The sequence below is a fragment of the Achromobacter sp. 1014246743 genome, assembly GCF_059760725.1.
Genome location: NZ_JCBANA010000061.1, coordinates 1 through 23650, shown reverse-complemented (window position 1 = coordinate 23650; position 23650 = coordinate 1). Strand labels below are relative to the sequence as shown.

General features: G+C 67.1%; 23 protein-coding genes. 19 read left to right on the top strand and 4 right to left on the bottom strand.

All coding sequences use genetic code 11. From position 1 onward, the window contains the following. Positions 1-2: 2 nt before the first annotated feature. The 3 genes from AC6LJ2_RS22675 to AC6LJ2_RS22665 form a co-directional block, all read right to left on the bottom strand. On the bottom strand, positions 3-3065 hold the full coding sequence (locus AC6LJ2_RS22675) for a WG repeat-containing protein (protein WP_498152232.1): 3063 nt from the start codon (positions 3063-3065) through the stop codon (positions 3-5). 94 nt (positions 3066-3159) lie between these two features. Continuing rightward, positions 3160-3711: a sigma-70 family RNA polymerase sigma factor gene (locus AC6LJ2_RS22670; RefSeq protein WP_263909211.1), complete on the bottom strand. Its 552-nt coding sequence runs from the start codon at positions 3709-3711 to the stop codon at positions 3160-3162. Positions 3712-4002: 291 nt separating this feature from the next. Beyond that, positions 4003-4641 carry a response regulator gene (locus AC6LJ2_RS22665; protein WP_263909213.1) on the bottom strand — a complete coding sequence of 213 codons (639 nt, stop codon included), beginning with the start codon at positions 4639-4641 and terminating at the stop codon, positions 4003-4005. A gap of 69 nt (positions 4642-4710) precedes the next feature. On the opposite strand from AC6LJ2_RS22665, the gene AC6LJ2_RS22660 reads away from it, so the two are divergent. From AC6LJ2_RS22660 to AC6LJ2_RS22635, 6 genes are all read left to right on the top strand, one after another. Further along, positions 4711-6132, top strand: a complete 1422-nt coding sequence (locus tag AC6LJ2_RS22660) for a sensor histidine kinase (protein WP_498152231.1) — start codon at positions 4711-4713, stop codon at positions 6130-6132. 86 nt (positions 6133-6218) lie between these two features. Beyond that, complete coding sequence (locus AC6LJ2_RS22655) at positions 6219-7481, top strand: MFS transporter (protein ID WP_263909218.1); 1263 nt, start codon at positions 6219-6221, stop codon at positions 7479-7481. Between the two features lie 99 nt (positions 7482-7580). Beyond that, positions 7581-8090, top strand: coding sequence for an SRPBCC family protein (locus tag AC6LJ2_RS22650; RefSeq protein WP_263909220.1), 510 nt, complete (start codon positions 7581-7583; stop codon positions 8088-8090). Positions 8091-8149: 59 nt separating this feature from the next. Further along, a complete protein-coding gene (locus tag AC6LJ2_RS22645) occupies positions 8150-8425 on the top strand; it encodes an Arm DNA-binding domain-containing protein (protein ID WP_263909222.1) in 276 nt (91 codons plus the stop codon). After that, a complete protein-coding gene (locus tag AC6LJ2_RS22640; RefSeq protein ID WP_498152230.1) occupies positions 8422-8970 on the top strand; it encodes an ureidoglycolate lyase in 549 nt (182 codons plus the stop codon). Before AC6LJ2_RS22645 ends, AC6LJ2_RS22640 begins: the two co-directional genes overlap by 4 nt. 164 nt (positions 8971-9134) lie before the next feature. Continuing rightward, positions 9135-10592 (top strand): DUF1254 domain-containing protein, encoded by a 1458-nt coding sequence (locus tag AC6LJ2_RS22635; RefSeq protein WP_445657649.1) that lies wholly within the window; start codon positions 9135-9137, stop codon positions 10590-10592. Between the two features lie 68 nt (positions 10593-10660). Here AC6LJ2_RS22635 and AC6LJ2_RS22630 read toward each other — a convergent pair whose 3' ends face one another. Further along, positions 10661-11356 (bottom strand): XRE family transcriptional regulator, encoded by a 696-nt coding sequence (locus AC6LJ2_RS22630; RefSeq protein WP_263909228.1) that lies wholly within the window; start codon positions 11354-11356, stop codon positions 10661-10663. A gap of 270 nt (positions 11357-11626) precedes the next feature. Here AC6LJ2_RS22630 and AC6LJ2_RS22625 point away from each other — a divergent pair, with 270 nt between their 5' ends. From AC6LJ2_RS22625 to AC6LJ2_RS22565, 13 genes are all read left to right on the top strand, one after another. Then, the gene (locus tag AC6LJ2_RS22625) at positions 11627-12214 is read left to right on the top strand and encodes a hypothetical protein (protein ID WP_263909230.1); all 588 of its coding nucleotides are present in this window, start codon (positions 11627-11629) and stop codon (positions 12212-12214) included. A 263-nt stretch (positions 12215-12477) separates the two neighbouring features. Continuing rightward, the gene (locus AC6LJ2_RS22620) at positions 12478-12945 is read left to right on the top strand and encodes a phage tail tube protein (RefSeq protein WP_049076510.1); all 468 of its coding nucleotides are present in this window, start codon (positions 12478-12480) and stop codon (positions 12943-12945) included. A 5-nt stretch (positions 12946-12950) separates the two neighbouring features. After that, a complete protein-coding gene (locus AC6LJ2_RS22615) occupies positions 12951-13424 on the top strand; it encodes a phage tail assembly chaperone (protein WP_263909232.1) in 474 nt (157 codons plus the stop codon). After that, positions 13424-13714 (top strand): phage tail assembly protein T, encoded by a 291-nt coding sequence (locus AC6LJ2_RS22610; protein ID WP_263909234.1) that lies wholly within the window; start codon positions 13424-13426, stop codon positions 13712-13714. The genes AC6LJ2_RS22615 and AC6LJ2_RS22610 overlap by 1 nt, the downstream gene beginning before the upstream one ends. Positions 13715-13771: 57 nt before the next feature. Then, a complete protein-coding gene (locus tag AC6LJ2_RS22605; RefSeq protein WP_498152229.1) occupies positions 13772-15085 on the top strand; it encodes a phage tail tape measure protein in 1314 nt (437 codons plus the stop codon). Between the two features lie 2 nt (positions 15086-15087). Beyond that, positions 15088-15426 carry a phage tail protein gene (locus tag AC6LJ2_RS22600; protein ID WP_498152228.1) on the top strand — a complete coding sequence of 113 codons (339 nt, stop codon included), beginning with the start codon at positions 15088-15090 and terminating at the stop codon, positions 15424-15426. 41 nt (positions 15427-15467) lie between these two features. Further along, positions 15468-17291 (top strand): pyocin knob domain-containing protein, encoded by a 1824-nt coding sequence (locus AC6LJ2_RS22595; RefSeq protein ID WP_498152227.1) that lies wholly within the window; start codon positions 15468-15470, stop codon positions 17289-17291. Positions 17292-17332: 41 nt separating this feature from the next. Further along, the gene (locus tag AC6LJ2_RS22590; protein ID WP_498152226.1) at positions 17333-18061 is read left to right on the top strand and encodes a phage minor tail protein L; all 729 of its coding nucleotides are present in this window, start codon (positions 17333-17335) and stop codon (positions 18059-18061) included. Between the two features lie 2 nt (positions 18062-18063). After that, positions 18064-18843, top strand: a complete 780-nt coding sequence (locus AC6LJ2_RS22585) for a Mov34/MPN/PAD-1 family protein (RefSeq protein WP_263909244.1) — start codon at positions 18064-18066, stop codon at positions 18841-18843. Then, positions 18840-19445 (top strand): tail assembly protein, encoded by a 606-nt coding sequence (locus AC6LJ2_RS22580; RefSeq protein WP_498152225.1) that lies wholly within the window; start codon positions 18840-18842, stop codon positions 19443-19445. The genes AC6LJ2_RS22585 and AC6LJ2_RS22580 overlap by 4 nt, the downstream gene beginning before the upstream one ends. Beyond that, positions 19442-23074: a TipJ family phage tail tip protein gene (locus AC6LJ2_RS22575; protein ID WP_263909248.1), complete on the top strand. Its 3633-nt coding sequence runs from the start codon at positions 19442-19444 to the stop codon at positions 23072-23074. The genes AC6LJ2_RS22580 and AC6LJ2_RS22575 overlap by 4 nt, the downstream gene beginning before the upstream one ends. Beyond that, positions 23074-23445 carry a hypothetical protein gene (locus AC6LJ2_RS22570; RefSeq protein ID WP_263909250.1) on the top strand — a complete coding sequence of 124 codons (372 nt, stop codon included), beginning with the start codon at positions 23074-23076 and terminating at the stop codon, positions 23443-23445. The genes AC6LJ2_RS22575 and AC6LJ2_RS22570 overlap by 1 nt, the downstream gene beginning before the upstream one ends. Then, positions 23426-23647, top strand: a complete 222-nt coding sequence (locus AC6LJ2_RS22565; RefSeq protein ID WP_498152224.1) for a hypothetical protein — start codon at positions 23426-23428, stop codon at positions 23645-23647. The genes AC6LJ2_RS22570 and AC6LJ2_RS22565 overlap by 20 nt, the downstream gene beginning before the upstream one ends. The last annotated feature ends 3 nt before the right edge of the window (positions 23648-23650 follow it).

Here is a 23650-nt window from a genome sequence, read left to right as displayed (position 1 = left end):
GGTCATTCTGCTTTGGCGGATGCGGGGACGGGCGCCAGTTCGATCTCGGCGGCTTCGGGGCAGGTCAGCTTTTCGCGCGGCCAGGCCTGGCGCTCTTGCGCGTCCAGCACCACGATTTCGTCGCACAGCTTGCCGAACAACGCGGTGGTCTTGCCCTGGGGGTCGATGAATTCCAGCAGGCGGCCGCGGCGCACCAGCGCGCGTTCGTCCTGGAAGTCGGAGGCCCAGCCGAAGTCCGGCGCGATCACGTAGCGGCCGGTCAGGTCGATGTAGCCGTACTGTTCGCCGGTGCGCTGGGTGCGTTGGGCAAGCGCCCGCCCATTGCGCAGCGGGCCCAGCTTGTCGAAGTAGGGGCCGACGATGCGCTTGCCGTCGGCGTTGATGAAGCCATAGCGGTCGTTCTGGCCGCGATACGGCACGACCCCTTCGCTGGCCTTGCGTTCCTCCAGCGAATACTTGCCCTTGATGCGGGTGATCTCGCGGCCCTGCAGGTCGGTGATGATGCCTTCGGACGTTTCTTCGTCGTCGAACACCAGGCGTTTCATCGACGCCAGCGGCGTGCCGTCGCCGCGCTGCGCAAGCAGCGTCTTGCCGTTTTCGTCCATCAGCCGGTAGCTCTGGCCGTCATAGACGCGGGCCAAGCCCTCGGGCTGCACGAAGAACGGGTTGAACTCACCGTTCACCGCGGCGATCTTCATGTTGCCGCGGGCATCGATCGCGCCATTGCGTGAACGGTATTGCACGTAGATCCAGTCGCCGTACTGTTCCTGGCGGTCAGGGCTGCCTTCCCACAGGCGGGTGGTGCCGCCCTGGCGGTCGAACAGCAGCGTGGCGCCGTCCTGCCCCTGCCCCAGGAAGCGGCCCTGCCGCAGGTCCTGCGGCTTTGCACTCAGCAGCGGGCTGCGCTGGCCGGTGCGCAGGTTGATCAGGCGATAGCTTTCGCGATAGCTGCTGGAAGCCCCCTTGCCGCGGGGTTCGCGCGCCAGCAGGTAGCCATTGCCCAGGTAGTCCAGGTCGTAGCTGCCGGCATAGGTGGCGGGCACCACCCATTTGCCCTGGCGGTCGATGACGCCCCAGCGGTCGTTGTCCTGGGCGTTGGCCCAGTCATCCTTGAATTCCTCGATGCTTTCAAGCGTCGGCTTGACGGCCACGCTGGCGCTGCGAATGTTCCACAGGCCCCAGCGTTGCCGGCGGTTGTCGTCCTGCGTGTAGTAGTAGAGCAGGTCGCCGTCGATCTTTTCGCCGTTGACTTCCACCCGCGCCGGCAGCTTCTGCACCTGGCCGCGCGCATCGATCAGCAATGCCGAGCGGCGGTCCATGCCGGTCGTGCGGGCCCAGGAATACGGGCCGTCGAACCCGCGGATGCCCTCGTAATCGGGCGGCAGCAGCCAGTTGCCTTCCGCGTCGATCAGGCCCACGCCGCGCTGGCGGGTCTTGACCACCAGCGGCGCGCTGGCGTTGTAGGTATTGATGTCGTCCCAATCCGGGTTGGTGACGATCCTGCCGGATGGGGTCAGGATGCCGGACGGCTGCGTGTAGTCGTCGGGGCGCAGCAGCGCCAGGGGCAGTTGGGCGTTGTCTTGCGTGCCGGCCTGGGCCTCGTCCGGTGCGGCGTCGGCTGCGTTCCGGGGCGTGAATTCCGACACCCGGTAGCGGGCCAGGCGCGCCGCGGTGTCGGCGTCCAGCAGCGTCGTGCCGTCTGGCCGGTAGATCTGCACCAGGCTGGCTTCGGTCTGCGTGCTGCTGCCGGTGATGTCGATCGCGGTTGCGGTGTCGGCGGCAGCAGTGGCGGCAGGGACGGCCTGGTCCGAGGCGGCATCCACCGCGGCATCGGCGACGGTGGCGGTGTCCGCGGCGGCGGTGGCCTCTGCGGGAACCGTGTCGGCGGCAGCGGCGGCCTCGGCCGGGGCCGCGGCCGTGGCGTCCGTTTCTTGCGGCGGCCGGACGGCATCGCCGCCGCCATTGGCGGGCGGCGTCGGGGCAAAGGCATACACCCAGGCCAGGCCATTCTTGATCGTCACCTGAGGCATGTGGCCGGGAATCTTGCGCATCTTGCCGTCGGGGAAGACCAGCATCACCGCATCGGCATCGCTCAGGATCTTCCAGCCGTTTCGTTCTTCGACGGCCGCGTAGTTGACCGAGAAGGTGTGCAGCGTGGCCAGCTTGCCATCGAGCAGCAGGGACGGGCCGTCGCCTTTGGACCTGACCAGCCACAGGCCGGGCGCGACCTGTTGCACGTCGCTGTAGCGGGTGTCGGACAGCGGCGTGCCGTCGGGGCGCACGAACATCCAGGTCTCGTCGCGGCGCACGGCGATCGTGTCGCCATCGCGTCGCGGCGGTTCGTGCGAACGCAGCACATCAGGGGCGATGGCCCAGCGGCCTTCGGCATCCAGCAGCCCCCAGGCGCCGCCGTAGCGGGCGCTGCGGCGCTGCGCGGGCAGGTAACCGCCGGTGGTGGGCTTGGACAACGCCATCACGTCGCCCGGCAGCGTCAGGGCGCGTCCGGTCGCCGTGTCGAACAGCCGCGGCGCTTGCGGCACTTCCATGGACGCCAGTTTCTGGCCGGGCTCGAAGCCCCACGAACGCATGCCCAGCTCGAACGTCTTGACGATCTGGCCCTGCCGGTTGACCAGCACGTCGCGCTCGTCCAGTTCGACCAGCGCGGTGCCTTCGGCGTTAAAGCCGGTGGCGCGCGTGAAGCGCGGCTGGATCGCCCACTCGCCGCGGGCATCGATGTAACCCCACAGCTCGCCCTGTTGCACGGCGGCCAGCCCGTTCTGGAAGGATTCGGCTTCCCGGAAGGCGGGCTGTATCGCCATGCGCCCTTGCTTGTCGATGTAGCCCCAGGTGCCGGCCGGGTCGCTCGTCTTGCCGACCTGCACGGCCGCCAGCCCCTCGGCATAGGCGCGGTTGCAGGGCGTGTCCGGGTTGATGGCATAGGTGCTGCCGAGGCACGCGCGCTGCCAGTCTCTGTCGTATTGGGCGCTGGCCGGCGCCGCGTACGAGCCGGCAATGGCCGTAGCGAGCGCCAACAGGCGGAATGAGCGAAGCCGGACGTGCCGCATGGTCGGGTTGCCTGCCAAAAGTGGGGGGAAGGCAGCACTGTAACCAGCAGTAGCAGTCAAAAAACCGAGAAATGTAACGATTAAGAACGAACCGTTAATCGTCCAGCCAGGCACCCTGGGCGCGCATGCGCGAACGGACCAGGGCGCGGGCGCGCGACAGGCGGCTGCGCACGGTGCCCACCGGCAGGCCCAATTGTGCCGCGGCATCCTCGTACGACAGTTCGTCCACGCAGATCAGCACCAGCAATTCGGCCAGGTCGGGCGGCATCGCGGCCAGCGAGCGGTCCAGGATGCGGAGCAACTGCAGCAGCTCGACGCGGTTGGCCGGATCGGCATGCAGGTCCGATTCGTCGGTCAGCGCGTCGTCGCTGACGAAGGTAAAGCGCCGTTCAGGCGAACGCGACAGGTGGTTGCGGATCAGGTTGCGCGCGATGCCGAACAGCCAGGTCGACGGCTTGCTCTCGCCGCGGAACTGGTCGTAGCAACAGGACATCTCGACAAACGCCTGCTGCGTGATGTCGTCGGCATCCGAGCCGTTGCCCACGTGGCGCAGCACGAAGCGTCGCAAGCGTTCGGATTCCTCGCGCACCAGCTGGCTGACCGGGTCGGGTTGGGCGGAGGCGGCGTAACGGAGAGCAGGGTGCATGGTGACGGTGCAACGGTGCATGGACGGGATGCTCGGCACGCCGGGCAAGCGGCGCCTGGCTTGGGCGCGCACCGTCCTGCCGCGGAGCCGGTGCGGTCCGCGCACGTTCTGATGGGCATGAGGGAATTCGGTGCAGGCCTGTGATCTCCCATGGCCCCTCGCAGGAAGAGATCGCAGGACGCTGCGAAATCAGTCTACGTTTGGAAGATTCGGTAGCAAATACGGCGGGCGCCGTATTTTTGGCCAACTTTTTGCGCGGGCAAGGCGCTTGGGTGGGGCGGGGCCGCGCCGTCAGGCGCTGGGCAGGCCCAGCCGAACCGCGTAGGCCACCAGCTCCGCGGTGCTGTGCAGCGTCAGTTTGCGCATCAGGTTTTCGCGATGCTTGCGCGCGGTCAACGGACTGATGTGCAGCGCCTCGCCGATCTGCGCGGACGTGGCGCCTTGCGCGGCCAGCGCCAGCACCTGTTGCTCGCGCCGCGTCAGGGTTTCGGCGGGGGCGGGGGCATGGCTGGGCCGGGCGCGGGCGGGTTGGCGGGCGTGGTCATCGTGCAGGCGCTGGATGGCTGCCATCAGTTCGCGCGAGCTGCCGGTCTTGGCCAGGTAGGCATCGGCGCCGGCCTCCAGGATGGCCTGGCGGCTGCGCGCGTCGGTATTGGCGGTGAGCACCATGATGTACAGCGCCGGGTGGCGTTCGCGCAGGGCGCGCACCCAGCCCGACCCCGCCACGCCGGGCATGCCCAGGTCCAGCACCAGCACGTCGGCGCCATGGGCGGCCAGCAGGGCCAGCACCTGTTCGCCGGTTGCCGCTTCATCCACCGACCCGATCAGGTTGGCCGCCTGGTGCATGACCATTTTCAAGCCCTCGCGCACGATGCCGTGGTCATCGGCCAGCAGGACGCGCAGCAGGGGAGGTGGCAGGGGCAGGGTCATGGAGGGCGGGAGGGGGCGCCGCAAGGTTGTGTCAGAATGATGCGTCATTATAGGGACCGATCCAGGCGCATGACCGACCCCGCCGCGCTGCCCCCACCTCGCTCGCCGGGCGAGCCTTTTTCCGGCACGCCGGGCGGCACGGCGCCCGATGTCGCCGATGCCATCGCGGCCGAGCTGGCCGCGCTGCTCTACCAGCAATCCCATGGCGTGCTGTTCGCCAACTTCGCTGTCGTCGTGCCCGTGGCCTATGTCATGCACGGCAGCGTGCCGACCTGGCTGCTGGCGTCGTGGGTCGCCATTGTCTATGTGCTGACCTTGCTGCGGGTGGCTGTCAGCCAACGCTTTGCGCGGCGCGGCCCCGGGCCGTTGCGGCCCTGGGTTCGGGGTTTCTGCCTGCTGTCCTGGACGTCAGGCCTGCTATGGGGGCTGGCGGGCGTGGCGGCGGTGCTGTCAGGGCAGGACATGCTGCTGGCTTTCGGCTGCGTCATGCTGGCCGGCATGTGCAGCGGCGCCGTGCCGTCGCTGTCGGCCTACCCGCCCGCGTACTCGGGGTCGGCGCTGGGCATGGTGGCGCCCTTCATCATCGCCTGCCTCGCGGCGGCCGACGGCCTGCACCTGGTGTATGCGGCCTTCGGCGTCTGCCTGTTGGGGGTCAACCTGTACTACAGCGCCGTCACCTATCGCAGCTTGCAGACCACGGTGGCGCTGCGCTTCGAGAACACGGCCCTGATCCACAGCCTGGAGCGTGAACGCGATCGGGTGGCCGCGGCCGACCGCGCCAAGACCCGTTTCCTGGCCGCCGCGGGGCACGACCTGCGCCAGCCGGTGCACGCCCTGGGCATGTTCACCGATGTGCTGGCCAGCCGCGCCGAACAGGGCAGCGTCACGCCACAGGACGCGCTGCAGGTGGCCCGCCGTCAGCAGACCGTGCTGGACGGCCTGAACCGCCTGCTCGACGGCCTGCTGGACCTGTCGCGCATGGACGCGCATGCGCTGCGGGTGGAACGCCAGGCGGTGGCGCTGGACTCCCTGTTCGACGATATGCGCCAGGACTTCGAACCCCAGGCGCGCACGCGCGGCCTGCGCTTGTCGGTGCTGCCCACCGCCGTCGTGGTCGACACCGACCCCGCCTTGCTGCGCCGCATCCTCGACAACCTGCTGGGCAATGCGCTGCAGTACACGGCCACGGGCGGTGTGCTGCTGGCGGCACGGCGGCGGCGCGGTGGCGTGCTGATCCAGGTATGGGATACCGGCGTGGGCATCGCGCCCGAGCGGCAGGAATCCGTTTTCGCCGAATTCACGCGCGGCGACGCGGCCCCGGCCGCGGCCATGGCGGGCCAGGGCCTGGGCTTGGGGCTGGCGATCGTTCGACGGCTGGCAGGGTTGCTGCACGGCTACATTTCGCTGCGGTCGGTGCCCGGCAAGGGGTCGGTGTTCTCGTTGTGGCTGCCGGCTGGCATTCCCGCCGCGCATGCCGCCGACGAAAATTAATCAGTTGAACGCCGGCGGCAGCGGCCCTGTAATAGCGCAAGCTGCCCGCCCGCGCGGGTGTTGACGTTTCCCACCCGAGGTCCGCCATGCCTGCCGCTCCGTCCGCCACGCCCGTTCATCCCGCCACCGTGCGCCGCCTGTGGGTCATGGTATTGGCCGGCGGCATCGTCATGGGCCTGGCGCTGGGCGTGCGGCACGTGCAGGGCCTGTTCCTCTTGCCCATCACGATGGACCGCGGCTGGTCGCGCGAGACCTTCGCCATGGCGCTGGCGGTGCAGAACCTGACCTGGGGCGTGGTGCAGCCGTTCACCGGCATGATCGCCGACCGCTACGGCTCGGCCAAGGTCGTCCTGGGCGGTCTCGTGTGCTACGCCGTGGGGTTGTTCGGCATGGCCCACGCCGCCAGTCCGGCGGCCTTCATGTGGACCGCCGGCATCTGCATCGGCATCGCGTTGTCGGGCACCGCGTTCGCCGTCATCTACGGCGTGCTCAGCCGCCTGGTGCCGCCGGAAAAACGCGGTTGGGCGCTGGGCATGGCCGGCGCGATCGGCGGGCTGGGGCAGTTCACCCTGGTACCCGCCGCGCAATGGCTGATCGGCGGCTGGGGATGGGTCAGCGCGCTGCTGACCTTCGCGGTGGTGCTGGCGGTGGTGCTGCCGCTGGCCTGGCCCTTGAAGGACACCGCACGTCGGGCGGCGCCGGCCGCCACCGGGGCGTCCGCCACGCCTGCCGACCTGCCCATGGGGACGGCCATTCGCGAAGCCTTCGCCCAGCCCGGCTTCTGGTTGCTGAACCTGGGCTTTCTGGCTTGCGGCTTCCAACTGGCGTTCATCGGCACCCACCTGCCGGCCTACCTGATGGACAAGGGCCTGCGCGCGGCCGACGCCGTCGCGGCCCTGGCCATCATCGCGCTGACCAATGTCATCGGCACCTATGTCTGCGGCATCCTGGGCGCGCACCACCGCCGCAAATACCTGCTGGCCGGCATTTACCTGCTGCGTACCGCCGCCATGGCGCTGTTCTTCCTGCTGCCGCTGTCCACCTGGTCGGTGTATGCCTTCGCGGCGGTCATGGGCTTCGTGTGGCTGGGCACGGTGCCCCTCACCAACGGCCTGATCTCGCAGGTGTTCGGCGTGCGCTACATCACCACGCTGTTCGGCTTTGTCTTCTTTGGCCATCAGGTCGGGTCTTTCCTGGGCGTGTGGCTGGGCGGCGTGGTGTTCGAAACCACCCATTCCTACGACCTGATCTGGCTGGGCGCCATGGCGCTGGGGGTGCTGGCGGCGGCGCTGCACTGGCCCATCGACGACCGCGAGCTGCCGCGCGTGCGGGCGGCAATGGCCGGCTGAAGGCGCCAAGGGCGCGCGCCGGGCGGGCGCAACGCCAATCCGCGCTATAACCTTGCGGTGCGCCGCGCTGGCGCGGACCGTTGCGGCAAGGAGCCCGACATGCAGATTCAATCCCGTTGGCTGTTCCCCTGCGAACCGCGCCATGTCTGGCCGCATTTCCTGCATGCCCGCATGGACGACAACCGTCCGCTGCTGTTTCGGCTGGGCGTGCCCAAGCCGATCAGCTGCAAGGTGCTGGAAGGCGTGGCGGCCGTGGGCAACACCCGTCAGTGCACCACCGACCGCGGCACCATCGACCAGCGCATCCTGATATTGCAGCCCGACGAACGCTTGCGCTATCAGATGCAGCAGAGCACCGTGTGGTGCGCGGACTGGGTCGGCAAGCTGGTGGATACCTTTGAGCTGCGCGCAGTGCCGGGACAGGGCACCGAAGTGCGCCGGACCACCCAGTTCGAGGCCGCGGGCAGCCTGCGCTGGATCAAGCAGGTCAGCCTCTGGGCTGGCTTGCGCCAGGCGCACGCCTACGCCAGCCGCAACTGGCGCCGGCTGGCCTTGCAGGCGCAGGCCTCGGAAGCGCAGGCCGCACCTGGCAGCGTCGCAGCGCGCTGACCGCCGCATGTGATCAACCCCGCGCATGTGATCAACCCCGCATCGGAGCAACGACAGGCATGAACAAAGGATTCGACGGCGTGCGGCCGGCTTCCGAATCGTCCATCGAGATCGGCTTTTTCTACCAGGGCCGGCATTGCGTGGAACGCATCCGCGTCAAGCCCACCGCCGCCAACCTGAAACGCGCGACCGCGCGGCGTGCCGCCATCCTGGCCGCCATCGCCCGCGGCGACTTCGACTACGACGCTGAATTTCCCAAGCGCGCCGCGTCCAACCTGCGCGCGCAATCGCAATCTTCCCTGCCTTCAACCCCTTCCGCCAAGGACGACGCATGACCCGCGCTGCCGCATTGCCTGTATACGACCTGACCGACGATGCCTTCAAGCCCTACGGCTGGATGCTGGGCAAGCCGATTCCGCAGGGCAACGGTGTGCCGCTCTTTACCAACGACGCCACCGATTTCTGGCAAGAGCACGTGTTCAACACCGGCGCGGGAGGGGACGCGGAAGTGCTGTGGGTCAATTACCGCAGCGCGTCGGCCGATATCGCCAGCCTGGAAAAGCACTTGCTGACGCAACAAGCCATCGTGCCGCTGACAGGCAGCATCATCCAGGTCGTGGCGCGCAGCGCGGCGGACGGCAGCCCGGACCTGTCCACGCTGGCCGCCTTTCATGTGGCCCAGGGGCAGGGCGTCTGCATGCGGCCCGGCTGCTGGCACGCAACCCGCGTGGCCGACACCGAGGTCACCTGCCTGATGCTGACCCGCCGGTCCACCACCGTGGACTTGATCCAGCACCTGACCACCGACGCCGCGGCCACCGAAAGCGCCATCACGCCGATTCCGCTGGCCCGGCTGGAAGGCTTGCCGCTGCCGCGGTGAGCGCGTCTGGCGTCGAGGAATCAGACGACAGGTAGTGCGATTGAGGGGGCGCTGTTTCACTATGGTCACAAAAAGTGTGCCAGAATTTCGACCACCCTTTTGTCTTGCCCGCGACGCTGCCGCCATCTGGGCGTTGCCAACATCCGCCCATGTTGGAGCATCGAATGCGCGACCGCCTGGTTGGCACTGCCCTTCTTTCCACCCTTCGCGGCATGGCCGGCGTGGCGCTGGCCGCCACCCTGGCCGGATGCAGCTTCACGTCGCCCGACGCGGCAACGGGGTCGCAGTTCGTGGGCATCGACGGCGTCTCGGCACCTGAAGCACGTCGCATCGCCAAAGAGGCCTACGTCTACGGCTACCCCATGGTCGCCAGCTATCAGGCCCTGTACGCCACGAACATCGATTCCGCCAGCCCGCAGTATCGCGGCCCCTTCAACACGCTGCACCTTGATGCGCGGGGGGGCACGCCGGAAGACGCCGGCCTCGCGGCGCCCGATCTCGACACCGCCAGGTCGTCCGCCGTGCTGGATCTGCGGGCCGAGCCGGTCGTCATCAGCGTTCCTCCCATGGAATCGCGGCGCTACTTCGCGCTGCAGCTGACTGACCTGTACGGCCAGAACTTTGCCTATATCGGCAGCCGCGCCACGGGCAATGGCGGCGGCCATTTCCTGATCGCAGGTCCCCGCTGGAAAGGCACGGCGCCCAAGCACGTTTCCAAGGTCATCGTCGCCGAAACCGAGCTGGTCACGCTTTCCGGGCGCACCCTGCTGTTTTCCTCGGCCGACCTCGCGAACGTCAAGCGCATCCAGGCGGGCTACAAGCTCCAGCCCTTGTCGGCCTTCCTGAAAAAGGCCGCGCCGCCCGCGCCGGCGCCGGTCGCCTGGATCGTGCCGGAAGCCCCCGCCCAGATGCGCAGCTCGCTCGAGTTCTACAACCAGCTGGCATTCCTGCTGCAGTTCGCGCCTGTCGAGCACAGCGAAAAAACGCTGCGCCGGCGCCTGGACAGCCTGCGCATCCGGCCGGGGGATCCGGTCGTGACCGATCGCATGAACCCCCGCCTGCGCCAGATGATGCAGGAAGGCATGCACGACGGCCAGAACGACATCGACAAGCGCCGCGTGGCGCTGGCCGGCAAGACCGATACGCTGTTCGCCGACCGTCGTACCTTCAAGAACGATTACCTGGCGCGTGCCGCCGGCGCCCAGGTCGACCTGGGCGGCAGCAGCCGTGAAGAAGTGCTGGCGCCGGTGCTCGAACAAGACAGCGCCGGGCAGCCGCTGGATGGCACGCGCGCCTACACGCTGCGCTTTGCCCCGAAAAGCCTGCCGCCGGTCAATGCCTACTGGTCGGTCACGCTGTATCGACTGCCCGGGCAAACGCTGGTGCCCAACGCCGCCAAGCGCTACACGATCAACGCGTCAATGCTGTCGTCGCTCAAGCGCGACCGCGATGGCGGCATCACGCTCGCCCTGCAACCGTCGTCGCCCGGCAAGGGCCACGAGGCCAATTGGCTACCCACGCCACCGGGGCCGTTCGTGGTGGCGCTGCGTTATTACTGGCCCAAGCCCGCGCTACGGGATGGCACGTGGCAAACCCCCCAGCCGCAGCGGGTGGCGCAGTAGGGCGGCGAATCGCCGAATGCCTCACGCAAGCCCGCGCGCATCAGATCGTGCCTGTCTGATCGCGCGCCTCAGAAATCGTCGCTGCGCCACACCTTCAGCACACGCCCGAAAATCTGCAGGTCCATGTCTTCGGTGATGTCCCAGGCGTCGTACTTGGTGTTCTCGGATTTGGCGCGAATCAGCAACCCCCGCGCGCTGGGAATGCGTTGCAGCCGCTTGATGAAGCCTTCGTTGCCCACCCGAAAGAAATAGATGCCATCGATGTCGGCCTTGGCCACGCCCAGGTCCACCAGCAGCGGATCGCCGGGGTTGTACATGGGCCGCATGCTGTCGCCGAAACCCGTCACGACGCACAGGTTGCTGACCGAGGTGTAGTGCCGCAGGTTCTTGTGCAGCCATTCCTGGCTGACGCGCAGGCTTTGAATCACGCCTGGCTGGTCGCGCAGTTCGACCCCCGCGCCCATGGCACCGCCGGTATCGAAGCGCGGGATGCGCAAATCGTCGGCCAGGCCGTCGTCCAGGCGCAGCAGGGTGTCGGGCGCGGACAGCACCGTATCGGGCGGATACTGCGCCGCTTCGTCCAGCAATTGTTCCAGCGACAGCCCCAGCCCGGCGGCCAGCCGGGCCGCGTATTTCGAGCGTTCGCTGTCGCGCCCTTCGAGGGCGGCGATGGTGCCCACGCCCACGCCCGTGCGGGCTTCCAGCTGTTCCAGGGTGAGACCGAGCGCGGCGCGATAGCGCCTGATTTGTTTTCCGAGAGCCATGGTGCGGACGCTAAACAGTTGTGGAATGTTGTGCAACAACAAGTGTTGAAAAGGCGATTATACACTTGTAGAATTCCAGGTATGAATTACCCAAAACGCGTGCTGTTATCAGACGGAAGCGTAGGTAGCGTTTCGCTACCAGAAGACTTCTCCCGACAATCTTTCCGACCGGCGGCGCAGCCGGTCCGCGCACCAGGCGCCCGCGCGGCGCACTCCCGGGACAGCCAGGCGGCTTATCCCGGCAACGAACTCAACGGCAAGGAGCGGCATATGGATCAGGCAGCAAACATGGCATTGCGGGCACCGCAAGGCTGGGCAGTGGCGGCATCGCAGGCGGGGGCCGCGATTGCGCGCTCGTTCGCCGCGCGGCCGGCGGGCAACGCGGACCGCACGGCCCGCGCAAGCATTCAGAAGGGGCAGGGCATGACGCGAGAAGAATCGGACCAGGTCGAAGCACTGATCATGGAGTGGTACCACTGGAGCCGCGGCTACCGGCCCAAGCTGGGCGTGGGCCGCGTATCGGCATTCGCGCGGGGCATGGTGCCCGACGACGCCTACGTCGACGACGAAGACATCGATGCACGCCTGACCGCCGCGCGCGGCGAGCAGACCGAATTGTGCATCGACGAACTGCCCTGGCAGCAACGCTCGGCCATCGGCGTGCACGCAGGCAACAAGGCCGCCGGCGCGCGCGTGTTCAGCAACCCGCGCATGACGCCCGAGCAGCAGCATGCCGCCTACCAGGAGGCCAAGGCCGCACTCTTGCCCGCCTTGCGTCGTCGTTCGCTGGTGACCGCGCCGCAAGTGCGACACGCAGATCGCGCCAACGCTTGCAGCCCGTCCAAGGCCCGCGCATAATTCAGTCGTCGGGGCAAGTTGCGCCCGAAGAAAACCCACCCGCTGGCCTACACGAAACCCGTGCTTGCCCGCGGGTTTTTTCTTTTCAGGACATGTGCAATGCCAGTCCCGCGCAGTGGGCGGGCGGCGCTGCTTCGACACTTCATCCTCAACACGCTGATCAGGCCCCGTGGCATTCGCCACGGGGCCTTTTTCATGGCCGCGCCGACCCTCGGGGTGGCCACAGTTGCCCGCCATCGGCGGGCTTTTTTCTGGAGTCTGCAATGGCAGGTACTACCGTTTCGCAATTCGTTCAAACCCAGGGCACGCAGCTGGAAGTGTCCACCACGGCCACCGAAGACCTGGGCGCCGCTGGCCTGACCTACGCCGATCTGGCGATCACCATCAAGGACCCGAACTTCCAGGGCGGCCAGACCACCGAGATCGACGTCACCGTGCTCAAGTCCACTGCCAAGGAATATGCCCTGGGCCTGGACGACAGCGGCACCTTCAGCATGGCCGGCAACTGGAAGGCCGGTGACCCCGCCCAGAAGGCGCTGGTGGCCGCGCGCAGCGACAAGAAGACCCGCGCGTTCCGCGTGACCTTCGCCGACGGCGCCAAGTTCGAGTTCCTCGGCCTGGTCACGCAGTACCAGTGGCAAGGCCAGCTGGACAACGTCGTGTCCGCCACGTTCAACGTGCGCGTCACTGGCGCCGTCAAGCTGACCGACGCACCCGCCAACGGGGGCTGAGCGCCATGACGGACACGTCGATCAATCCCCTGGCTCGCGCAGCGGGCCTGCGCGGCCTGGCCGCCGATCCCCTGGCTGGTTTCCATCATGAAACCGTCACCGTGCCGCAATGGCAGGACGCGCGCGTCATCGTGCGCGCGCCCAGCGCCGGCGACCATCTGTTCCACATCCGCGCCATCTGGGCGGCCGCGGGCGTGGTGCCGGGCGAAGACAACGACACCGTGCGCGCCAAGCTTGATGCGCCGGGCGTGGATTACACCCGCGCCTCGGCCAGCCTGCTGGTGCGCACCCTGTTCGAGCAGACCGCCAATGGTCCGCAGCGTGTCTTTCGCGACGAAGACGTGGACATCGTCGCGGCGGCCTACGGGCTGGCGCACGCCACGCTGGTGGCCAAGGCGATCGAACTGGGCAACCTTGGGGAGGGGGCGCAGGAGCGCGCAAAAAAGCCCTCCAGGAAACGCCAGACCTCCGTTTCCTGATGGTCCTGGCGCTTCGGCTGGGGCGCACGCTGGGCGAGTTGATGCAGGCCATTGACACCCATGAACTGTCGCTGTGGCGCGAACTGGACCGCACGTCTCCCTTGGGCGACGAACGGGCCGACCTGCTCGCCGCCAGCCTGGCCGCCACGGTGGCGCAGGCTGCCGGCGCCAAGGTGCGCGCCACCGACATGCTGGTGCGCTGGGGCGCCGACGATGCGGAACCGCCGGCCGAGGCCGGTGCGGACGCGTTGAAGGCGTTCCTGCTGTCGAAGGTCAAGAAGGGGTCTTGACGACGTGTCCGGCCCGCGCAAGCGGGCCGGAGGCGGATTTATAAGAGGTGAAAGACCATGGAAAGTAACAAGACAGCGGCGCAGCTGGCTGCGGAAAACCTGGCGCTCAAGCAGCAGAACGATCTGCTGGCTCGCAACATCGGAGCCCAGAAAGCGCGCTGCAGTGAATTGGCGAAGGCCGCGACGGCTGGCACGAAAGACAACACTGTCACCAAGCTCGGCACCACTGAAAAGGCAAGGGCAACGCTGGCGTTGAAGCAGAACGCCGAAGCGGTCAAATCGGCCGTGGTCGAGCAGGTGCTTGCCGACCAGAAGCGCACCGCGGCGTATATGAGCCTGAAGTCCGAGACCGGCAAGATGCTGTACGAGACGGAATTCGGCAAGTACGCGGGCGAGAGCGAGCCTGACAAGGATCGGCTGATCGAAGGGGCGACGCGTCTGGACAAGCGCCAGGAGCAGATGAAGATGAGCGATTACATCGCAAGTCTGAAAACCGCGGAGACTGCAAAAGCCGAGAAGGACCAAAAAATGGCGGCGCTGGACCAGGCCCTGCGAGACGGCAGGCTGGATCAGGGCACGTACGACAAGGAAAGACGGAATCTCGGCTTCAGGAAGGACGGCGATTTCATGCTGGACCTGAATGACAAGCTGGTCGAATCCGCGCGTACCAGCGCAGGCAAGATCCAGGACGTGCTGGGCACGAAGATGTATGACTTCGTGGCCGAGAAGTTCGACAAGATGGGGCTGTCCTTCTTGAACAACGTCGCCAAGATGGTGACATCGGCAGCCTCGGCCAAGCTGATGGAAACGCTGTTCGGCAGCAATTTCATGAAGAACGAGAACGGTGGCGGCCTAGGCGGCTGGATCGGCACGGCGGGCAATTTCATCTCCGGTCTGTTCGGAGGCGGGGGCGCCGCCGCCCAGGGAGCAATTTCCGTGGGAAGCAATTTCGTTTCCGGCGGGACCGCGCTTTCGTCGTTTTCATCGCTTTTCCCCAGCGCCAAAGGCAACGCCTTCACCAACGGCATGGTCAGCAGCCCCGTGGCCTTCCCCATGGGCGTCATGGGCGAAGCCGGCCCCGAAGCCATCATGCCGCTGCATCGCGGCGCTGACGGCTCGCTGGGCATTCGCGCGGCCTTCCCGAACGTAGCCGGCGACACCGGCCAGATGGGCGGCGGGGTCGCCGTCAACGTCTATGTGCAGGACGGCAACGTCAATTCGGAAACCGAGTCGGGCGAAGGCGGCTGGAAGCAGTTCGGCCAGCAGATCGGCGAATACGTCAACCAACTGGTCGACCGTCGCATGACGCAGTCGTATCGACAGGGTGGCCTGGCATGGCAGGCCAGCAACAACCGTTTAGCAGGGGCTTGAACATGGCAATCGAAACCTTCACCTGGTCGCCGCGGCCCAACCCCGTCGGCACGTTCAAGGACCGCACCCTGCGGGTGCAGTTCGGCGATGGCTACGAGCAGGAAGTGGCGGACGGCATCCATACCGTGTCGCAGTCGTGGCCGCTGCAGTTCGTGGGCAACGAGACCTACGTGCGACCCATCCTTGAGTTCATCAACCGGCATGCCGGTGGCAGATCTTTCGCATGGACGCCGCCGCTGGGCGAGGAAGGCCGCTACAAGGCGCGATCCCTGTCGGTGCAGCCGATGGGCGCTGACATGTACACCGTCGCGGTCACGTTGGAACAGACGGCGATCCCCTGATCGCCAAGGCCGGCCCTGACCGGAAAAACACGGAAGGCACTATGGAAAATCTTGACATCATCAACATCGGCGCCATGCCCAACGACCGGCAGGGCGATCCGAATCGTGATGCGTTCGCCAAGGTGAACGCCAACGACAGGAAGCTTAAGACCGGCGTGGACGCGGCACAGGCGGCAGCCGTCGTCGCACACACGGCTGCCACCAAGGCCCAGTCGACCGCGGACGGCGCCGCGTCCGCAGCCGCGCAGGCGCAGCACCAGGCTGATCGAGCAGGCGCGGACGCCGCGACGGCGCAGGCTACTGCCGACTCGGCCGTGACGGCGGCAACGCGTGCACAGACGACGGCAACCACGGCTAGCCTGGCCGCCGCCGCCGCGCAGACCACGGCGGACATGGCGGTGCCCTTGGCGCAGAAGGGAGTCCCGCATGGCGTCGCTACGCTCGGGGCCGGCGCCACCCTACCCGAATCTCAAGTCCCCCCCCTCTACGGCACCATCTTGATGCCGCCTGAGACGGACCTGAATTCCCTGGACGTGCCGGGCGACTACTTCCAGTTGAATAACGAAGTGGCCGCCGCGGGACACAACTATCCCGTGCCGTTGGCCGGGCATCTGGCGGTGGCCGCCACGCCCTGGAGCCGCGACGTCTCGACGCAGGGTGATTTCGTGTACCAGCGCTATCGCGTCTATACGCTGGAGCAGCCGCGCGAATTCCTGCGCACGCGCTACCTGGGTACGTGGGGGCCCTGGGCGGAATTGGCCAGCGCCGGGCAGGTACAGGTGGCCCTGGACCGCAAGGTCGACCGCGTGGTCTTGACGGGCCCCGGGGTGGACCTTGACGCCCTGCATGCAGGGCCGGCCTGCTACACCTGGGACGCCGCGGCCACCATGGCGGGCGGCGCGCACTTTCCCCCACACCCGTCGAACCGTCCGGGCGCTTTGTGGAGTTTGCGCATATCTGCTGCCGTCGTCATGCAGACGGCAGAGATGCATGAGCAGGACTCGTCCTTGCGCAATGCACGTTATGTCCGTAGCGGAGACCCTTCCACAGGTCAATGGGGCCGTTGGCTGGCACTGGGAGCGGTGTCGGCGGTATCGCAGTTGCCGCGCCAGGATGCGGGCGACGTCTATGTCGACGGCGTGGGTTGGCATCGCTGGAGCGGCACGGCCTATGCCCGGGTCGATATGGTGACGCGCGATCAACTGGACGCGATCAAGAACGGCGTTCGAGCGCTGGTGTATCGGCAGCCCGGCACCTACACCTTCGCCATGCCGGCGCCGACGGTGTACCTGGATGGTTGTGCGGGTGGCGGGGGCGGCGGCGGCGGGTCGGGTTACGTCGGCACGGGCGTGCGGCTGAACGGCGCAGGAGGCGGCGCGGGCTTGCCCGTGTTGGGCTGGACGATCTCCGCACCGGTTGGTTCCACCGTCACGGTGTCCATCGGCGCGGGCGGCGCGGGGGGCGCCGGCGGCGGTGTATCGGGTGCGGGGGGAGGCGGCTTGCCGGGTGGCCCGACCACGGTGAAGATCAACGGCAACACGGTGGTGACACTGGATCCCGGCCAAGGCGGTCAGGGAGGCTCCGCGGGCGGCCCCGCGCTGGGCGGAGCCGGCTATCCCGTGGGCGGCGACGCAACCGCGGGTGACGTGACCAGTGTGGCCTCGTGGGTGACCTCCGGTGCGGGTGCCAGCGGCCCGTTCGGCGGCGGTGGCGGCGCGCGCGCCAACCGCTTTGAACTCATGGCGGGCTTTACCGCCTATGGGCACGGCGCTGGCGGCGGCGGTGGCACGACCCCGGCGGGGGCACAGGCCGGGGGCGGCGCGGGCGGGGCCGGCGCGGGCGGCTTTGCCAAGTTCTATTGGTAAGGCGTCAGGCCATTTCCGCAACGCGGAAGGAGATTTGAAAAATGACTATCAACGCAGACGTACAAAAGCTGGAACCTGGCGCCCTGGTCGAACTGTTCGAGCTGGACGCCAGCGAGATCGGCGGCGCCGTGCAGCGCTTTCATGGCTACGCACAGACGGGCCCGATCTACTGGCAAGGCAAGCAGTACGACCCCTGGGCGATCCAGGCCGAAGGCTTCGAGCAGGTGGGTGAAGGCCAGCAGCCGTCGCCCACCTTGCGCGTGGGCAACATCGGCCAGGACGAAAAGGGCAATCCGCTGGCCGGGGTGATCTCGGCCCTGTGCATCCACCTGGACGACTTGGTGGGCGCGCGGGTGGTGGTGCGCCGCACGCTGGGCAAGTACCTGGATGCGGCCAACTTCCCGGAAGGCAACCCGACGGCGGACCCGCAGGAAGAGCTGCCGCCCGAGGTGTGGATCGTGCAGCAAAAGACCGCGGAAACCGCCCAGGTGGTGGAATTTTCGCTGTCCAGCGCGCTGGACTTCAACGGGCAGAAGCTGCCCGACCGGCCGATCATCGCGGGCGTGTGCGCGTGGCTGCGCAAGGGCGGCTATCGCGGTCCGTACTGCGGCTACACCGGCAGCCGCATGTTCGACCTGGACGGCAAGCCCGTCAACGACCCGACGCTGGACCGGTGTTCCGGCCTGATGTCGGATTGCAAGAAGCGCTTCGGCGAATACGAAATCATCAACTTCGGCGGCTTTCCGTCCGCCGACCTGGTCAGGGGATAAGCATGCGCAAGAGCACGATGCAGGCCATCCGCGACCATGGCGTGGCGACGTATCCGCAGGAATGCTGCGGGCTGGTGGTCAAGGCCGGCCGCCGTGAATGGTATGTGCCGTGCCGCAATACGGCCGCCAGCGAAGAACATTTCGTGATGTCGGCCGAAGACTACGCAGCCGCCGAGGAAACCGGCAAGATCGCGGCGGTGGTGCATTCGCATCCGGATGCCGCGGCGGTGCCCAGCGAAGCCGACCGCGTGGCCTGCGAGGCCTCGGGCCTGCCCTGGTACATCGTGGCGGTGGAAAAAGGCCTGGATGGCAAGATCCGGGCCGGCGAAATCCGCGGGTTCACGCCCGAGGGCTTCCAGGCACCGCTGTTGGGCCGCCAGTTCGCCCATGGCGTGCTGGACTGCTATTCGCTGGTGCGCGACTGGTACGCCCGGGAACGCGGCATCCGCCTGCCCGATTTCGCGCGCGAAGACGGCTGGTGGGAAGCGGGGCGCGCCGGCAATCTGTACATGGACCACTACGCCGAAGCGGGTTTTCGGCCGCTGGCGTCGCACGAGACCATGGCGCCGGGCGACGTGGTGATCATGCAGGTGCGGTCCGACCGGGCCAATCACGCGGGCGTCTTCATCGGCGCCGAGCCGCTGGCCGAGGCGCCGGGCCTGTTTCCGCTGCCGGACGCCATGCTGCATCACCTGTACGGACGTGATTCCGAAAGGGTGGTGTACGGTGGTTTCTGGCGCGAGGCGACCCGCGTCGTGTTGCGTCATGGGGGGATGGCATGAACGACAGACTACGTTTGGTGCGGCTATACGGCTGGCTGGGCGCGCGCTTTGGCCGCGAGCACCGGCTGGCGGTCGCCAGCCCGGCCGAGGCCGTGCGGGCGCTGTGCGCGCTGTTGCCCGGCTTCGAGAAGGCGCTGGTGCATAGCGACGCGCGCGGCGTGCGATTTGCGTGCTTTGCCGGCCGTCGCAACCTGTCGGAAGACGAGCTGGCGTATCCGGTGGGCGAGGATGCCATCCGTATCGCACCGGTGCTGGCAGGCGCCAAGAACGGCGGCTTGTTCCAGACCGTGCTGGGCGCCGTGTTGATCGCGGCCGCGGCGTGGTACAGCGGCGGCCTGGCGGCGGCTTTTCAGGCGGGTGGCATGGTGCAGGCTACGGCAACCCTGGGCCTGTCGATGATGCTGGGCGGCGTCGCCCAGATGCTGTCGCCCCAGCAACGCGTGCTGAGCGCCAAGGACGGCCCGGAAAACGGCGCCTCCTACAACTTCAACGGACCCGTGAACACCACGGCGCAGGGCAATCCCGTGCCGCTGCTGTACGGGGAAATGTTCGTCGGCAGCGCCACGATCTCCGCAGGCATTTATTCGGAAGACCACGTATGAAACAACGACATCGCATCAGGAACAAGGCGCCTTCGGGCGCCTTTGCTTTTGGCGGCAAGCGGGCGCCCGGCAGCCAGGACCTTATCGGCCACAAGGGCAAAGGGGGCGGCGGCGGCCGTGCGCCGGTGGAATCGCCGGACAGCCTGCACAGCACCGCCTATGCCCGCGTCATCGACCTGCTGGGCGAAGGCGAGATCTACGGCCCCGTGCACGGGCTGGACAACGCCTTGCGCGACGTCTACCTGAACGGCACGCCCGTGGCCAACGAGGACGGCTCGCTGAACTTCACCGGCGCGTCCATCGACTTTCGCACGGGTACCCAGCTGCAGGACCCGCTGCCCGGCTTTCCCGCGTCGGAAAGCACCATCGGCATCAATGCCGAGCTGAAGTCCGGCCAGCCGTGGAACCGCCTGTTCACCAATCTGCAGGCGTCCGCTGTGCGCATCACGCTGGCCGTGGAAGGCCTGAGCCGCGCGGACACCAAGAACGGCGACATCAACGGTTATCGGGTGGAATACCTGATCGAGGTGAACACCGACGGCGCCGGCTACCAGGTGGTGCTGTCCACCGCCTTCGATGGCAAGACCACGCAGCGCTATACCCGTTCGCATCGCATCGACCTGCCGCGCGCGCGCCAAGGCTGGAACATCCGCGTGCGCCGCATCACGCCCAACGCCAACAGCAACACCATCTCCGACCGGACGATGGTGGATACGGTGACCGAGATCGTCGATGCCAAGCTGCGCTATCCGATGTCGGCCGTGGTGGGCATCAAGATCGATGCCTCGCAGTTCCAGAGCATCCCGACCCGCGCCTACCACGTGCGCGGCCGCATCATCCGGGTGCCCTCCAACTACCACACGGACCTGCGCAGCTACGACGGCGTGTGGGACGGCACCTTCAAGCTGGCCTGGACCAACAACCCGGCCTGGGTGTTCTACGACCTGATCAGCAACGACCGCTATGGCCTGGGCACCCGCGTGCCCGCCGGCTGGCTGGACAAGTGGGGCCTGTACCAGATCGGGCGCTATTGCGACGAGATGGTCGACGACGGCTTTGGCGGCAAGGAACCGCGCTTTACCTGCAACGTGTATCTGCAGCAGGCGGCCGACGCCTACCGCGTGGTACAGGACTTCGCGTCGATCTTTCGCGGCATGGCCTATTGGGCCAACGCCGCAGTGTTCGCGTCGGCCGACATGCCGGGCGATCCGGTCTACACCTTCTCGTCGGCCAACGTGGTCGAAGGCAAGTTCAACTACGTCGGGTCGGCGCTGACCACGCGCTACACGGTGGCGCTGGTGTCCTGGAACGACATGTCCGAAATGGGCCGCCAGAAGGTCGAATACGTCGAGAATCGCGAAGGCATTGCGCGCTACGGCATCCAGCAGATCGAAGTGACGGGCTTTGGCTGCACGTCGCGCGGCCAGGCGCATCGCATTGGCAAGTGGATGCTGCTGACGTCCAACATGGAAACGCGTTCGGTGACGTTCTCGGTGGGGCTGGACGCCTGCCGCGTGCGGCCGGGCAGCGTCATCCGTGTGGCCGACCAGCACCTGGCCGGCCGCCGCATCGGCGGCCGCATCCATGAAGGCAGCGCCAGCAAGATCACGGTGGATGCCGAACTGGGCGTGCGCCCCGGCGACCGGCTGACGGTCAACCTGCCCAACGGCCTGTCGGAAACCCGCGTGGTCGCCAAGGCGGTGGGTACGGGCCTGACGGCGGACAACACCGTCTTCACGGTGGATTCCACCGAACTGACGGCCGATCTGGTGGGCCTGCCCGGCACGGTGCTGCACATCACCGTCACCACGCCGTTCTCGCAGGCGCCCGAGGCCGAGTGCGTCTGGACGCTGGAATCCGAAGTGCTGTCGGCGCAGACCTTCCGCGTGCTCAGCGTGAAACGCAAGGAAGGCCTGGTTGCCGAGATTTCGGCGGTGCAGCACGAGCCCGGCAAGTTCGATAACGTGGACTTCGGCACCCGCCTGGACCCCAAGCCCATCACCGTGGTGCCGCCGTCCGTGCAGCCGGCGCCCACGAACATCCGCCTGGCTTCGCGCTCGGTGATCGACCAGGGCATGGCGCGCCACGTCGGTGTGATCAGCTGGGACGCGGCGGCGTCGGCCGTGGCCTATCAGGTGCAATGGCGCCGCGACAATTCCGACTGGGTCGAAGCGGGCCGCACCGGCGCGCTGACCCTGGAACTGCCGGACATCCGTGCCGGCGCCTATGTGGCGCGCATACGCGCCATCAACGTGGCGGACGTCTCGTCGGTGTGGGTCAATTCCACCGAGACGAAGCTCGAAGGCGACATCGCGCCGCCGCCTGCGCTGGCGTTGCTGGCCACCAAATCGCTGGTGTTCGGCATCGACCTGCGCTGGGCCTTCCCGGAGGGGCGTTTCACGGCGCAGCGTACCGAGATCTGGTACAGCGCATCCAACGACCGTGCCAGCGCCATCAAGCTGGGCGACTATGCCTTCCCGCAAAGCGCCCACACCTTGATGGGGCTGTCGGCCGGCAAGCGCTTCTACTTCTGGGGGCGCATCGTTGCGCTGAACGGCGAGATCGGCGCCTGGTATCCGGGCGAGCAGGGCGTGATGGGCGAGGCCAGCTGGCAGGCCAGCGAGATCCTGGAATACCTGAACGGCCAGATCAGCCGCGACGAGCTGGCCAAGGAACTGGTCGGCACCATCGACGGCCTGACCGACGGTCTGGAGGAAACCCGGGCGGCGATCACCGCAGAGGAAATCAAGCGCGCCGACGAGGATGGCGCATTGGCCTCGCGCGTGGATACGGTCATGGCGACTGCCAACGGCGCGGCTGCCGGGGTGCAAGAGACCCGCTCCGCGTTGGTCGATGTAGACGGCCAGCTGAAGGCCACCTACAGCATCCGCGCCCAGATCACGAAAGGCGGTGATATCTATGCGGCCGGCATGTCGATGGGCGCCTACGCCCAGCCCGACGGGACGGTGCAGAGCTCGGTGTATTTCCTGGCGGACCGCCTGGCGTTGTTGAACCTGGCGAACGGCCAGACCACCACGCCCTTCGTGATCCAGGGGGGGCAGACCTTCATTAACGACGCGGTAATCGGCACGGGTCGGATCACCAACGCGATGATCCAGAGCCTGGAGGCAGGCAAGATCAATGCGGGGTTCATGAGCGCGGAACGGATCGATACCGGGTCGTTCAACGCCAAGGTGGCCAATATCGGTCAGGCCTACATCAAGCGCGCGCACATCATCGACGCGCAGGTGGATACGCTGGCCATCGCGGGTAACGCGGTGACGATACCGGTGTCCATGACCGCAAAGGGATCCGCGACGGTTGTCGTCAACAGCAACGTGGCGGGACCCGTGGTGGTTATCGCGTATAGATCGGGATACGACGGTCAAGCGACAGACCTGCGCATCTACGTCAATGGTGAGTTGATGGAGCGGGCGGCGGGCAGCCATTCGGCCTGGCAGAGTGGAAGCGGCGAAGGCACGATGCCGTGGGTCTATACCAGCATGCCGCTGACTGCCATGGCGGTGGGTTCTGCGATCGCCGGCAATACCAGGATTGTCGTTGATTCGGCAGGTTCAGCAAGCAACGGCGCGACCGTTCGGGTCGTCGCCTTGATGGTGAAGAGGTAATGAGCATGTATACCGCAACGTTTTATGACGCGAGTGGCCAAATCGTCGGTGTCATGAGCGGGCCCCGCGAGAGCGTCGAGGCAACCGCTCTGGTCACCGGGAATCCTTTTGTCGATGGCGAGGGTGATCCTGATCGGCAATACGTGCTGGAAGGGGCGCTCGTACCCCGTCCAGAATTGCCGGCAACGTTGGCAGGACGAACGCTTTCCGGACTTCCCGTTCCCTGCCTCATCAGGATCGGCGATGTCGACTACCCCTGCGCGGAACCCGTGGTGGAGCTGGAATTTTCCCACCCCGGAATCTTTCAGGTCTCGATCGAGGCCTGGCCCTATCTGAACAAGGAGTTCACCGTTGAAAATCCGGCACTATGAACCGTATGCGCCGCTGCGCGCACGCGCCTATCCCGCCATCGGCGACCAGCTCGACGCGATCATGAAGTTCGCCCAGCATCTGCAATCGTCGGGCCAGGTCTTGCCCGACGAAGTGGCGCAGTGGGTGGCGCAATGCAACCACGTCAAGCAGCGCTTTCCGAAGACCGTCGGCAGCGGCGCCGAGCCGCTGCCGACGGCCTAGCGA